General features: G+C 62.1%; 14 protein-coding genes. 7 read left to right on the forward strand and 7 right to left on the reverse strand.

Annotation, left to right across the window (positions count from 1 at the left end; translation table 11 throughout):
* The first annotated feature begins 148 nt into the window (after window positions 1-148).
* Window positions 149-604 (forward strand): Lrp/AsnC ligand binding domain-containing protein, encoded by a 456-nt coding sequence (locus tag ACEN9O_RS08945; protein ID WP_008443393.1) that lies wholly within the window; start codon window positions 149-151, stop codon window positions 602-604.
* A gap of 55 nt (window positions 605-659) precedes the next feature.
* Complete coding sequence (locus ACEN9O_RS08950) at window positions 660-2,225, forward strand: methyl-accepting chemotaxis protein (RefSeq protein ID WP_495617218.1); 1,566 nt, start codon at window positions 660-662, stop codon at window positions 2,223-2,225.
* Between the two features lie 85 nt (window positions 2,226-2,310).
* Here the strand turns inward: ACEN9O_RS08950 and ACEN9O_RS08955 are convergent, their stop codons facing one another.
* Window positions 2,311-3,279, reverse strand: a complete 969-nt coding sequence (locus ACEN9O_RS08955) for a LysR family transcriptional regulator (RefSeq protein WP_495617219.1) — start codon at window positions 3,277-3,279, stop codon at window positions 2,311-2,313.
* A 170-nt stretch (window positions 3,280-3,449) separates the two neighbouring features.
* Here ACEN9O_RS08955 and ACEN9O_RS08960 point away from each other — a divergent pair, with 170 nt between their 5' ends.
* Window positions 3,450-3,731 carry a hypothetical protein gene (locus ACEN9O_RS08960; RefSeq protein ID WP_495617220.1) on the forward strand — a complete coding sequence of 94 codons (282 nt, stop codon included), beginning with the start codon at window positions 3,450-3,452 and terminating at the stop codon, window positions 3,729-3,731.
* A 58-nt stretch (window positions 3,732-3,789) separates the two neighbouring features.
* On the opposite strand, the gene ACEN9O_RS08965 is transcribed toward ACEN9O_RS08960, so the two are convergent.
* From ACEN9O_RS08965 to ACEN9O_RS08985, 5 genes are all read right to left on the reverse strand, one after another.
* Complete coding sequence (locus ACEN9O_RS08965) at window positions 3,790-4,383, reverse strand: chalcone isomerase family protein (protein ID WP_495617221.1); 594 nt, start codon at window positions 4,381-4,383, stop codon at window positions 3,790-3,792.
* Between the two features lie 132 nt (window positions 4,384-4,515).
* Entirely contained in the window at window positions 4,516-4,773 is a 258-nt protein-coding gene (locus ACEN9O_RS08970) for a YfhL family 4Fe-4S dicluster ferredoxin (protein WP_116991290.1), read from the reverse strand.
* 12 nt (window positions 4,774-4,785) lie between these two features.
* Window positions 4,786-5,283 (reverse strand): pantetheine-phosphate adenylyltransferase, encoded by a 498-nt coding sequence (gene coaD, locus ACEN9O_RS08975; protein ID WP_026334762.1) that lies wholly within the window; start codon window positions 5,281-5,283, stop codon window positions 4,786-4,788.
* 108 nt (window positions 5,284-5,391) lie between these two features.
* The gene (gene rsmD / locus ACEN9O_RS08980; protein ID WP_495617222.1) at window positions 5,392-6,048 is read right to left on the reverse strand and encodes a 16S rRNA (guanine(966)-N(2))-methyltransferase RsmD; all 657 of its coding nucleotides are present in this window, start codon (window positions 6,046-6,048) and stop codon (window positions 5,392-5,394) included.
* 53 nt (window positions 6,049-6,101) lie between these two features.
* Window positions 6,102-6,983, reverse strand: a complete 882-nt coding sequence (locus tag ACEN9O_RS08985) for a DUF6279 family lipoprotein (RefSeq protein WP_495617223.1) — start codon at window positions 6,981-6,983, stop codon at window positions 6,102-6,104.
* Window positions 6,984-7,024: 41 nt separating this feature from the next.
* On the opposite strand from ACEN9O_RS08985, the gene glmU reads away from it, so the two are divergent.
* Complete coding sequence (gene glmU / locus ACEN9O_RS08990) at window positions 7,025-8,389, forward strand: bifunctional UDP-N-acetylglucosamine diphosphorylase/glucosamine-1-phosphate N-acetyltransferase GlmU (protein WP_495617224.1); 1,365 nt, start codon at window positions 7,025-7,027, stop codon at window positions 8,387-8,389.
* A gap of 369 nt (window positions 8,390-8,758) precedes the next feature.
* Here the strand turns inward: glmU and ACEN9O_RS08995 are convergent, their stop codons facing one another.
* Complete coding sequence (locus ACEN9O_RS08995; RefSeq protein ID WP_495617225.1) at window positions 8,759-9,211, reverse strand: Lrp/AsnC family transcriptional regulator; 453 nt, start codon at window positions 9,209-9,211, stop codon at window positions 8,759-8,761.
* A gap of 139 nt (window positions 9,212-9,350) precedes the next feature.
* Here ACEN9O_RS08995 and glmS point away from each other — a divergent pair, with 139 nt between their 5' ends.
* From glmS to ACEN9O_RS09010, 3 genes are all read left to right on the forward strand, one after another.
* Window positions 9,351-11,180 carry a glutamine--fructose-6-phosphate transaminase (isomerizing) gene (gene glmS, locus ACEN9O_RS09000; RefSeq protein WP_495617226.1) on the forward strand — a complete coding sequence of 610 codons (1,830 nt, stop codon included), beginning with the start codon at window positions 9,351-9,353 and terminating at the stop codon, window positions 11,178-11,180.
* Between the two features lie 56 nt (window positions 11,181-11,236).
* Window positions 11,237-11,938, forward strand: coding sequence for a DUF6683 family protein (locus ACEN9O_RS09005; RefSeq protein ID WP_495617227.1), 702 nt, complete (start codon window positions 11,237-11,239; stop codon window positions 11,936-11,938).
* 150 nt (window positions 11,939-12,088) lie between these two features.
* Window positions 12,089-13,141 (forward strand): DUF5694 domain-containing protein, encoded by a 1,053-nt coding sequence (locus ACEN9O_RS09010; protein WP_495617228.1) that lies wholly within the window; start codon window positions 12,089-12,091, stop codon window positions 13,139-13,141.
* Window positions 13,142-13,179 lie beyond the last annotated feature (38 nt).

Below are 13,179 nucleotides of genomic sequence, written 5' to 3' on the forward strand. Positions count from 1 at the left end.
CTGGCGAGCGTGAATCTGGGTCAACTGCTGATGATTCGATTGTAGTGGGATTTCTTCTGGATTAATTCTGGTAATGCAGGGGACTAGCAATAGATTGTTTTTAGTGCGACAATTTAACCAAATAATATTTATTTGGGAGTCCGCGGAAATGTTAGACAAGATCAGCAAGAAAATCTTGATGGAATTGCAGAGCGATGGCCGCATCAGCAATGTGGAACTGGCGGCGCGGGTGAACCTGTCACCAGCCGCCTGCCTGGAACGCGTGCGCAAGTTGCACGAGTCCGGCTACATCATGGGCTACACTGCACAACTGAATCCGCAGTTGCTGGATGTGTCCCTGCTCGTCTTCATCGAAGTGGTGCTCGATCGCACGACACCCGAAGTGTTCGACGCCTTCAAACACAGCGTTCAGGTGATACCCGAAGTGCTGGAGTGCCACATGGTTGCCGGCGGCTTCGACTATCTGGTCAAAGCCCGCGTCAAGGACATGGCGGCCTACCGCGAATTCCTGGGTAAAACCCTGCTCCAGAAGGGCGTGCGTGAAACGCATACCTACGCCGTCATGGAAGAAGTGAAGAATACCACCAAGTTGCCTATAAAATAGCATCAGGGAAATAATTTAGTCGAGACGCCCGAGGCGCCTGTAAACCGGGGGACAGATGAAGCTTTTGCAGCACAAGCTGGTACAACGTGGATTATGGTTATTGGGGGCGACGGCTGGCGGTACCTGCCTCGCATATTTGTTCAAGCTGGTGGCCGGCGACGGCGCCACGCTGGTTTATACGGCGGCGCCGGCGGCGCTGAGCGGTGCTTTGGTGGCCTGGTGGGCCGCCGGACTGAATAAGGACGAGGGCGGCGTGCGCCACTTCGCCCAGGTGGTCGGCGGCGAAATCGACGCCGTCATGATCGGCGCGGCGGAAACCTCGTATTTCGTCGATTCGGTCAAAAAGAAAATCGAGCTGGACGTGAGCACGGCCGGCAGCATCGTGCGCAGCTCCGCCCACAATGCGCAGGCCACCGCCGCCATCGCCGTCAACGCCGAGCGCGCCGCCAAGATCGCCGCCCAGGTGCGCGGCGAAACGGTGGCCGGCCGCACCGAGGCTGACCACGGCCTGCAGCGCATCAAGACGGCGCGCCAGGATGCGCAGACCGCAGCGTCCGTCATGGCCAGCCTGCAAACCAATTCCCGCAAAATTTATGGATTTACCGAGGCTATCAGCGAAATCTCGGCCCGCACCAACCTGCTGGCGCTGAATGCCGCCATCGAGGCGGCGCGCGCCGGCGAACAGGGGCGCGGTTTTGCCGTGGTCGCCAGCGAGGTGCGCCAGCTGGCGCTGCGCACCAAGGAAGCCACCGACGAAATCAGCACCATGGTGCGCGAGATTAATCAGCAGGCCGAACTGGCTGCCACCGGCATGAATTCGCTGGCGCTCAAGGTCAGCGAGGCGGCCGGCAACGTGGAAACCGTGCACGGTTTGCTGGGCAATATCGAGCGTTCGTCCGGGGTATCGGAGGAGGAAATCGGCGAGATCGCCAGGGCCTCGCGCGAACACGTCGCCACCACCGACGAAATCGCCACCGCCATCGCCAGCATCCGCGACAGCTTGTTATCCACGGAGAAGGAATTGCCGCGCGCCGCCAGTTCGGCGATGGCCGTGGCCGAGCGGGCCGAAGTCATCACCGGCGCGCTGGGGGAATCGTCGATTGAAACGTCGCACGATGCGATCCGCCTCGCCGCGCAGAAGGCGGCCGAACAGGTGGGACGGATTTTCGAGGCGGCCATTTCCTCCGGCAAGATCACGCGCGAAGCGCTGTTCGACCGCAGCTACACGCCGATCCCGAACACCGACCCGCCCAAGCACAAGACCCGTTTCGACGATTTCACCGACCGCGCCTTGCCGCAGTTGCAGGAAGGTTTGCTGGCGGCCATGCCGCAGCTGGCCTACGCCGGCGCTGTGGATAACAACGGTTATTTCCCCACCCACAACAAGAAGTTTTCGCAGCCGCTGACGGGCAATTACGACGTCGATATCATCAACAACCGCACCAAGCGCATCTTCAGCGACCGCACCGGCAAGCGCTGCGGCGCGAACACCAAGCCCTTCCTGCTGCAAACCTACAAGCGCGATACCGGCGAAGTGATGCACGACCTGTCGGCGCCGATTTATGTGAACGGCAAGCACTGGGGCGGTTTCCGCATCGGCTACCGCTCCAGCCACCAGTAGCCGCCAGTCATTCCCGCGAAAGCGGGAATCTATAGAACGCGGGCAAGGACACGATGCATGGATTCCCGCCTGCGCGGGAATGACGCTAGTAGGTATCGTTCTTGGGTGCCGTGCCCGGCGCGGTGCGCTGGGCCACGGTGTTCATGCCTTCCAGATGCATGCGCAGCCACTTGTGGGCCGGGCTGCGGGCATCGCGCTCGTGCCACAGCATGTCCAGGTGCACCGCCGGCAGCGTGAACGGCAATTCCTTGGAAATCAGCGCGTCGGTCATGCCGGTCGAGGCGATCAGGTGGCGCGGCAGCACGGTGATCAGGTCCGAATTGGCCACCACGCGGCCGGCGGTGAAGAACTGGTTCACGGTCAGCAAGATGCGGCGTTCGCGCTGGATCTGCGCCAGCGCCTCATCGACCAGGCCGTGCGCGCGGCCGGAAAAGCTCACCAGCAGATGGTTGGCCTTGCAATAGTTGTCCAGGGTCAGGTCGACCTTGGACAGCGGATGGTCGCGCCGCATCACGCACACATAATGTCCTGAATACAGCCGCTCGTGGCGGATCGGCGAACCGGTCTCGTACGACAGCTGCGCCGCCACGCCGGGGAAGAACCCCACCGCCAGGTCGATATCGCCGCGCAGCAGCATCGGCCGCGGCTCGCGCGTGGTCAGCGGCACCATGCGCACGTTGACCCCCGGCGCCTCCCTCTCGATCGAGCGCATCAGCGACGGCAGCCAGAAGGCGGCGGTGGCGTCGGCCATCGCCATGCGGAAGGTGGCGTGGGCGGCCGAGACGTCGAAGGTTTCCGGCGCCACCGCCGCTTCCAGGCTGGCCAGCGCGCTGCGCACCGACGGCCACAGCGATTCGGCGCGCGGGGTCGGCTTGACGCCGTAGGCGGTGCGGATCAGCAACTCGTCGCCCAGGCTCTCGCGCAGGCGCTTGATGGCGTTGGAGACGGCGGGCTGGGTCATGGCCAGGTGGCCGGCGGCGCGTGTCAGGTTCTGCTCTGTCATCACGGCGTCGAAGACGCGTAACAAATTCAAGTCCAGCGTCAAAAAGCTCATGTCGGCTCGGGATGTGGGGTTGGGGTCGGTACAGTATCGAGAAATATGGATTTCACGTCAATAACAAGCATCCCATTCACCAGACGAATAATTGTTATCGGGGAAGTAAATTGGATACTTATGTTGCGTTGCACTATAGTTACACTTGATTCTAAATGCAGTGCAATAACATGTCTACCATCATCTCAGTCGTACAAAATTTTTCCCTGGTCGCGGCCGGTGAGCTGGCGCTGGTCAGCGGCGCCGCCTGCGCGCTGATCGTCCTGTTCAAACCGCTGCTGCGTGGCCTGGCGCGGGCCGCCATGCTGGTCATCAAGCCCAAGCGTAGCAAGGAAGAGCAATTGCAGCGCCGTCAGATGCGCGATGCGATGATGCTCAAGCGCATGCTCAATGCGATGGAACGCGATCCCAGCCACGCCGCCGAACTGCGCGCCATGGCCGCACGTGCTTAAACCGTACGTGCTTAAACATTAAGCAGCGGCGCCCGACCTCCGGCACCGCGCCACAGCATTACTTCTCGCCCAGCAGGGCAGGTTTCAGCGAGCTGTCGACCGGCTTGTCGCCCAGCCAGATACGCAGCACGGCGTTGTAGAACGCCACGTCCGGCATCAATTCCCCGATTTTCTTACCGTTCAGATAGCACTGCGTGCCCTCGCCCGGCGTCCAGTCCAGCAGCATCTGGTCGCCCTTTTTCAGCGCCTGGATCTGCGCGAACACTTCGCCGAACTTCATCGTCTGCGGCGCGATCTTGCTGCGTTCGTTCTTGTCGGTATTGTTGTTCAGGCCTTCCAGGAAGGCCTTGCCGAAATCTTCCGAGCTCACCTCGCGCAGCATCGTGATCGCCACGCGGCGCGGACCCTGGGTGGCCAGCACGTCCGGCACGGAGGTTTTCTTTTCGGTCAGGTACAGGCCGGCGGCGTAGACCTTGAAGATGACCTTGGTGCGCAGGCCGGCGCCGTTCAGCTTCAGCTCCTTGCCGGCGACGTTGATGGTGTCGTCGAATTTAACGCCGGCCACTTCCACGGCGGCAAACGCGGGCAGGCTGAAGCTGCCGGCCAGGAAGGCGGCCGCCATCAGGCGCTTGATGATATTTCTGCGATTCATGAGTTGTCTCCGAGGATGATAGATGCCCGCATCTCGCCCGCGGTGCAGGCCTTGCTGGAATATACCACCGGGAGTCGCGCTAAAACGCGCTGCGGCGCAAATTGGCCGCACGGTCATGCTTTTTTAGGCTCGTCAGGCCTTGCTGGCGGCTTGTAAGCGGTCGAATTTGTCGCGTAATTGTTCTTCGGTCTCGCGCCAGGCGGGATTGAAGGGGATGCAGCTGACCGGGCACACCTGCTGGCATTGCGGCTCATTGAAATGGCCGACGCACTCGGTGCACTTGTCCGGATTGATTTCGTAAATTTCGGCGCCCATGTAGATCGCGTCGTTGGGGCACTCCGGCTCGCAAACGTCGCAATTGATACAGTCGTCGGTGATCATCAAGGCCATGATGGAACTCGCTTATTGCTCGGCGGCGGCGTTGGCGGCAATTTTCTTTTGCAGCCAGCGGTCGACCGATGGGAAAACAAACTTCGATACATCGCCGCCCAGCACCGCGATCTCGCGCACGATGGTGCCGGAGATGAACTGGTATTGGTCGGACGGCGTCAGGAACAGGGTTTCGACATCCGGCAGCAGATAGCGGTTCATGCCCGCCATCTGGAACTCGTATTCGAAGTCGGACACGGCGCGCAGGCCGCGCACGATGACGCGGGCGTCATGCTCGCGCACGAAATCCTTCAGCAGGCCGGAGAAACTCTGGACCTTGACGTTGGGATAGTGGCCCAGGACTTCGTTGGCGATGGTCAGGCGCTCCTCCAGCGAGAAGAACGGCTTCTTGTTCTTGCTGTCGGCAACACCCACCACCAGCGTGTCGAACAGACCCGATGCGCGACGCACCAGATCTTCGTGACCACGGGTCAGCGGATCAAAAGTTCCTGGATAAACGGCTACTACCATCGCGGCTCCTTGCAGTGCACCAATATAGAACGCGCATTATGCCTGAAAATCCCTGTTTGCCTTAATTTGGGGCTGCTTGCTGTCCTTTTAGCGGCAAATGCGGACCGTTCAGGCAGCCGTTTGCTTGTGCTTTAACAAATGATAGAACACCATTCCGGCCTTGTCAGCCCGGATCACTTCCCACGGCGCCATCCACTCCGGCGTGGCGCCCTCTTCGAACTCCAGCGCCAGGCCGGATTCGGCGTAGATCAGACCGCCCTCTTTCAAGATGCGCGTGCACAGCGGCAGGCAGCGTTCGAGGAACTCCTGCTGGTAGGGCGGATCGAGGAAGATCAGGTCGTATTTCTGGCCGCGCGCGGCGGCCGACTGGGCCACGGCCAGCGCGTCGGCGCGCATGATCTGCACGTTGTCGGCCTTCAGCTTGGCCTTGATGTCTTCCAGCTGGCGCACCACCGGCACCACGGTGTCGATCATCGTCACCGACTGCGCGCCGCGGCTGGCCGCCTCGAAACCCAGCGCGCCGCTGCCGGCGAACAAGTCCAGCACCTGCGCGTCCGCCCAATAGCCGTCGCGCTGGTGATTGATCCAGTTGAACACGGTCTCGCGCACGCGGTCCGGCGTCGGACGCAGGCCGGAGGCGCTCAGCACCGGCAGCGGCGTGCGCTTCCAGGCGCCGCCGATGATGCGCACCTGGTTGCTGTGCTGGGGACCGTGGACCGGGACTTTGGCGGGTTTCGCTGCTTTGCTGGCGGGCTTCTTTGGCATGTGGCTGTGTTCTAAGTCATTGATTCAACAGGGGCCACTATACCATATGGGCCTTAGCGGGGTTCCGCGGCCAGGCTGTTGAAGTCGTCGATCCAGCCCTGCATGCGCTTCTGCGCGTGGGCTTTCTGGGCCGGCGTGGCGATCTTGATGACGGTTAAGATCAGCTGCGCCGTGGATTCATCGTAGGCGTCGAAGAATGGTTTGCGCTCGGAGCGTTCGAGGCGATCGAAGCTGTCCTTGATCAGCGTGTGGATCAGCGCCATCGTCGCGTCCTTGCCCAGCTTCTCGCGTTGGACCTTTTGCACCAGCGTCAGGATGTTTTTCTGGCGGCGCATGCGCTCGTCCAGCCAGATCTCGTTGTCCAGCGGGCGGGCGTCGGAAGCCTTGCGGATCTGGGCTTCCTGTTCGTTGCTGAAGTTGCCGAACCACAGCTCGAACTGCTCCATTGATTTTTTAAAGCGGAACTTCTGCTGCGCCTCCTTGTCGCCTTTCATATTCTTCTTGCGGAACTCGGCGTTGTTGGCGGCGAACTTCTTATCCAGCGCGGCGATCTGTTCGGGTTGCAGCGAGCGCACCAGGTCGGCCAGCTCCGGCAGCGCCTTGAACAATAGCAGCTGCGTGCGGCTCTTGATCTCGTCGTAATCGTTCAGCAGGTCGGCCGACGTCGGATTGCCGGCCAGCTGGCGTTGTCCCGTCTGCAGGATCTGCACATAGTCGTGCAGCTGGGTCTTTCGATGCCAGTGGAACAGCTCGTCGATATCCTTCTTGACCCAGGCCTTTTGATCGGCGTTGAAGTCGACGTAGGCGTCCAGCCACCAGTACAGCAGCGTATCGCCGTGGTTGTAGACCAGGCGCAGCGAGCTGCATCCCGCCAGGACAGCCATTATGACGATCAGCAAAACGCGGCGCAGTGCGCGGTTGTGGATATCTGGCATGTTAAACTTTCGCTTTGATTAACTCTCTCGACCTGGCACCTATGAACGTAGTTATCCTCGCCGCCGGCATGGGCAAGCGCATGCAATCCGCGTTGCCGAAAGTGTTGCATCCGCTGGCGGGCAAACCGCTGTTGTCGCACGTGCTGGACACAGCGCGCAGCTTGTCTGCCAGCCGATTATGCGTGATTTACGGCCATGGGGGCGCTGCGGTGCTGGAGATGCTGGCCGCGCAGCCGGAAAAGGTCGCCACTGCGCTGCAGGAACCGCAGCTGGGCACCGGCCACGCCGTCATGCAGGCCTTGCCTGAGCTGGACGACAGCGCCGCCACCCTGATCCTGTATGGCGACGTGCCGCTGACCACCGCCGCCTCGCTGCAAGCGCTGGTGGACGTGGCCGGCACGGACAAGCTGGGCATCCTGACCGTGGTGCAGGACGATCCCTTCGGGCTCGGCCGCATAGTCCGGGAGAACGGTGAAATTGTTCGCATCGTCGAGCAAAAAGACGCCAACGAAGACGAACGCGCCATTAAAGAGATCAACAGCGGCATCATGGTGGTGCCCACCGCGCGCCTGAAGCAATGGCTGGGCGCGCTCAAGAACAACAACGCCCAGGGCGAGTACTACCTGACCGACATCGTCGCCATGGCGGTGGCGGACGGCGTGCCCGTGGTGTCGGCCCAGCCGTCGGCGCAATGGGAAGTGGCCGGCGTGAACAGCAAGGTGCAGCTGGCCGAACTGGAACGCATCCATCAAGCCAATATCGCGCTGAAACTGCTGGAACAGGGCGTGACGCTGATGGACCCTGCCCGCATCGACGTGCGCGGCGAGCTGGTCTGCGGCCGCGACGTCACCATCGATGTCGGCTGCGTGTTTGAAGGCAAGGTCGAGCTGGCTGACGGCGTGCGCGTCGGATCGCACAGCGTGATCATCAACTCCCGCATCCTGGCCGGCGCCCACATCAAGCCCTTCTGCCATATCGAAGAGGCCGTGGTGGGCGAGGTTTCCATCATCGGCCCGTATGCGCGCCTGCGCCCCGGCACCGTGCTGGCCGAGGATGTGCATGTGGGTAACTTCGTCGAAATCAAGAACGGCCAGGTCGCCGCGCACAGCAAGGCCAACCACCTGGCCTACATCGGCGATGCGACCATCGGCTCGCGCGTCAACATCGGCGCCGGCACCATCACCTGCAACTACGACGGCGTTAACAAGTCCCGCACCGTGATCGAAGACGACGCCTTCATCGGCAGCGACAGCCAGCTGGTCGCGCCGGTGACTGTCGGCAAGGGCGCCACGCTGGGCGCGGGCACCACGCTGACCAAGGATGCGCCGGCCGGCAAGCTGACGATTTCCCGCGCACGCCAGGTCACCGTTGACGGCTGGAGCCGTCCGGTTAAAAAGCCCAAATAAAGCGCAGCCCTCCACACCAAGCCGGGATACGTCCCGGCTTTTTTATTGTGGATAACGATGTGGAGAAGCCTGGGAATAAACGCTGAAGAAGCCGCGTATAAGCCTGGGAAAAGTATGGGGCAACTCTCCTTGCATGTAAAAAGTAAGCTCCTGACATGGCATGCAGCCATGATTTCGTCGAGCGTGTGGATAAGTCTGTGGGAAATCATGTGAGTAAATCAGGATAACTTTTTATTGTGGATAAGCTTGGGTATAAGCCAGTGCATAGCCTTTGGGAAAGCCGTGGAGAACGCGGGAAAACCTTTCCCGCTTTGAGCTCGATGTGGATAAGCCTGTGCAAAAGCACCGGAACAAGACAGGGATAACCGGCTAAACCGCGATCCGCGTCTCGAATTTGCTGCGGAAGGTGGAGAAGTAGGCTTTGACGTTGCGCACATTGGTCTGCGTCGCGAACAGGCGATGCGCCAGCGCGTGATAGGCCGGCATGTCCGCCACCTGGACGATCAGCACGAAGTCCGGCCCCGGCGCCACCCGGTAGCACTGCAACACGGCCTCGTCGGCCGCCACGTGGGCCTCGAACTCGGTCATGCGCTCGGCGGCCTGGATATCCAGCGAGATTTCCACAATCGCCGTCAGGCTGGGACCGACCTTCTCCGGCGCCACGATGGCCACCTGGCGCTGGATCACCCCGCTCTCGGTCAGCTGCTTTACCCGACGCAAACAAGTCGGGGCGGAAACATGGACCGCCAGCGCCAGCTCGCTGTTTGTTTGCGACGAATCAACTTGCAGCGCGTTCAAAATGCGACGATCTATCTCATCCATAAAAATAGTCCTGAAAAATGAAATAATATTTCACGCCATCGGCGCGATGAAAGAATATTCCAAAATATACAGGAATTAGAAAGCTTATTTCAGAAGTACTGCTCTAGCATGGCTACACTTATTTTTAGCGAGGTTCTCTATGTGCGGCATCGTCGGCGCGGTAGCGCAACGCAACATCACTCCCATCCTGATCGAAGGCCTGAAGCGCCTGGAATACCGCGGCTACGACTCCTGCGGCGTCGCCCTGCACGTGGATGGCCAGTTGCAACGCTCGCGCAGCACCTCGCGCGTGGCCGACCTGGAAAAGCAGATCGCCGACGGCGGCATGCAGGGTTACACCGGCATCGCCCACACCCGCTGGGCCACGCACGGCGCGCCGGCCTCGCACAACGCCCACCCGCACTTCTCGCCGACCGCCGAACAGGCGCGCATCGCGCTGGTCCACAACGGCATCATTGAAAACCACGACGAACTGCGCGCCGAACTGACTGCGCTCGGCTACGTCTTCCAGAGCCAGACCGACACCGAAGTGATCGCCCACCTGGTCGACCACATGTACAACGGCGACCTGTTCGATACCGTCCAGCAAGCCGTCAAGCGCCTGCACGGCGCGTACGCGATCGCCGTGTTCGCGCGCGAGGAGCCGCACCGCGTGGTGGCCGCGCGCCAGGGCTCGCCGCTGATCGTCGGCCTGGGCCAGGGCGAGAACTTCGTCGCCTCGGACGCGATGGCGCTGGCCGGCACCACCGACCAGATCATCTACCTGGAAGAAGGCGACGTGGTCGACCTGCAACTGGGCCGCACCTGGATCGTCGACGTCAACGGCAAGCCGGTCACGCGCGAAGCCAAGACCGTGCAGGCGCACACCGGCGCTGCCGAGCTGGGCCCGTACCGCCACTACATGCAGAAGGAAATCTTCGAGCAGCCGCGCGTCATCGGCGACACGCTCGAAGGCGTCACCGGCATCATGCCGGAACTGTTTGGCGACGGCGCCTACAACGTCTTCAAGCAGATCGACCGCGTGCTGATCCTGGCCTGCGGCACCAGCTACTACTCCGGCCTGACCGCCAAGTACTGGATCGAATCGGTGGCCAAGATCCCGGTCAACGTCGAGATCGCCAGCGAATATCGCTACCGCGACAGCGTGCCGCACCCGAACACGCTGGTGGTGACGATCTCGCAGAGCGGCGAAACCGCCGACACCCTGGCCGCGCTGAAGCACGCGCGCAGCCTGGGCATGGAGCACACGCTGACGATCTGCAACGTTTCGACCAGCGCCATGGTGCGCGAATGCAAACTGGCCTACATCACCCGCGCCGGCGTGGAAGTGGGCGTGGCTTCGACCAAGGCCTTCACCACGCAGCTGGCCGCGCTGTTCCTGCTGACCTTGTCGCTGGCGCAAGTCAACGGCCGCCTGAGCGACGCGGAAGAAGAGCAGCACCTGAAAGCCATGCGCCACCTGCCGGTAGCGATCTCGGCCGTGCTGGCGCTGGAGCCGCAGATCATCGCCTGGTCGGAAGATTTCGCCCGCAAGGAAAACGCGCTGTTCCTGGGCCGGGGCATGCACTACCCGATCGCGTTGGAAGGCGCGCTGAAGCTCAAAGAGATTTCCTACATCCACGCCGAAGCGTACCCGGCGGGCGAACTGAAGCACGGCCCGCTGGCGCTGGTGACGGAGGAAATGCCGGTCGTGACCATCGCCCCGAACGATGCGCTGATCGAGAAGCTGAAGTCCAATATGCAGGAAGTGCGCGCGCGCGGCGGCCAGCTATATGTGTTTGCCGACGTCGACTCGCGCATCACCTCGGGCGAAGGCGTGCATGTGATCCGTCTGCCGGAACACTACGGTCTGCTGTCGCCGATCCTGCACGTGGTGTCGCTGCAGCTGCTGGCCTACCACTCGGCGCTGGCACGCGGTACCGACGTCGACAAGCCGCGTAATCTGGCGAAGTCGGTGACTGTCGAGTAAGCCTGGTATTTCGACAAGCCGCTAGAATGAGCAGCACCATCATAGGAGGAGTGCCCATGAGAACATTGCTGTTGAGTCTAGTCTTGTTAATGGACATTGCACCACTCGCCCACGCGCAGGTGGCCGGATACGGCTGCTGCTTCCAGGTCTGGCCGCAGCCAGACCTGCGCGTGCCGATACCCAACCAGCACGGGCAGGCCAAACCGGCTAACGCTACGCCGCATGTGCCAGCGGACGCGCCGCTAAGGGCGCCGGAGCGTTCGGCCGTGGGAACAAATGCGCACGAACTCGCGGCACGCTTTCCGATCGCGCAGCGTCCGCAAATGGAGCAAGCCTTCCGGCGCTCCATGGACGTCTACACCCAGCTTGAGAAGAAACTGGGGCTGCCGGAGCGCGACATGGCCGGCAGTCTCGCCGCCTTCCTCGTCGGGAACTATATGGCGCTGAACGACGTCGACGTGTCTGACGACGCTTTTCGGGCCGTGGCACGACAGTTGCGCGACCAGGCATCGATGCAAGCCGCACTGCGGCGCTTCGATGCCGCGCAACTGCGCAAGCTGTACGAGCAGACCGCGATGATGGGAACCTTCATGGCGCTGGCGCACAAGTCGGAGCAACAGAACCCTCAGCCCCACGAGGCTGCAGCACGCGTCCGCAACGCCGCGCGGGCCAATCTGGAAGCGGTACTGCGTATGGCCCCGGCGCGCCTCTCGATTGGCGATAAGGGTTTGAGCGTGACCGATCCTGTACAGCCATAGTGAGCTCAACGCCGCAAACCGACGTGGGGAGGGCGGGTCAATTCTCAGTGCAAGTCGACATCGTTGACATTTAGATACCTAGAGTTATACTAAACTACAACACCAATTCAGGTGCGCACTGAGGTTTCCCACCACGAGGAGAAATACAGCATGAGCAAATGGAGACATTGGATCTGGGGCTGCATCGCGACCTTGCCGCTGGCGGCGCAGGCGCAGGGTTATCTGAGCGAACTGGACCGCGGCATGAGCGGGCCGCGGGCGCAGATCCTGGTGCTGGGCACTGTGCACCTAGGCAATATGCCGCCCAGCTTCAATCCGGCGTCGCTGGACGGCCTGCTGGACCGGCTGGCGGGATTCAAGCCCGACATCGTCACCATCGAGACCGAGTCCGGCGAGGAATGCGATCTCGCCGCGCGCCATGTCGCCAAGTACGGCCCCGACTATTGCACTCCGAACGAGGCGGCGCAGGCGGCCACCGGGCTGGATGTGCCCGCCGCCATTGCCGAAGTGGACAAGACACTCAAGGCCTGGCCGGCGCAAGCCACGCCGGCGCAGCGGCGCCATCTGGCCGCCCTGTTCCTGGCTGCCAGCGACCGCGCCTCGGCCTACGTGCAGTGGCTGCAACTGCCCGACGCCGAGCGCCACGCGGGTGACAGCCTGAACGCGGCGTTGGTCGAGCAGCTCGGAAAGATCAGCAAGCGCAATAACGAGAACTATCAGATAGCCGCGCGCGTGGCCGCAAGGCTGGGTTTGCAGCGCGTGCACGCCGTCGACAACCACACCGGCGACCATATCGACGTGCCGGACATCAAGGCCTTCGTGCGCGCGATCGAAGCGGCCTGGGCCGCCGGCAGCGCGGCGCACAAGGAGTTCGAGAAACGGGAGGATGTGTTGCAGCAGGCGTCCGACCTGCTGCCGCTCTACCGCGCCGTCAACGATCCGGCCAGCCTGCGGGCGCTGGCCGAGGCCAACGTTCAGGCTTCGATGCGCGGCAAGTCGCCGGAAGGGTATTCGCAGATCTGGGTGGGCGGCTGGGAAACCCGTAACCTGCGCATGGTCGCCAACGTCCGCGAGACCTTTCGCGAGCGCCCCGGCGCCCGTGTCCTGAGCATCGTCGGCGCCGCGCACAAGCCGTGGTTCGACGGCTGGCTCGGCCAGTTGCAGGGTGTGGATATCGTCGACGCGGCGGTGGTGCTGAAGTAAGCATGGAGGCATGCGGGCGCAAAAAAGCCCGCGCGCGG

The organism is Duganella sp. Dugasp78 (genome assembly GCF_059491455.1).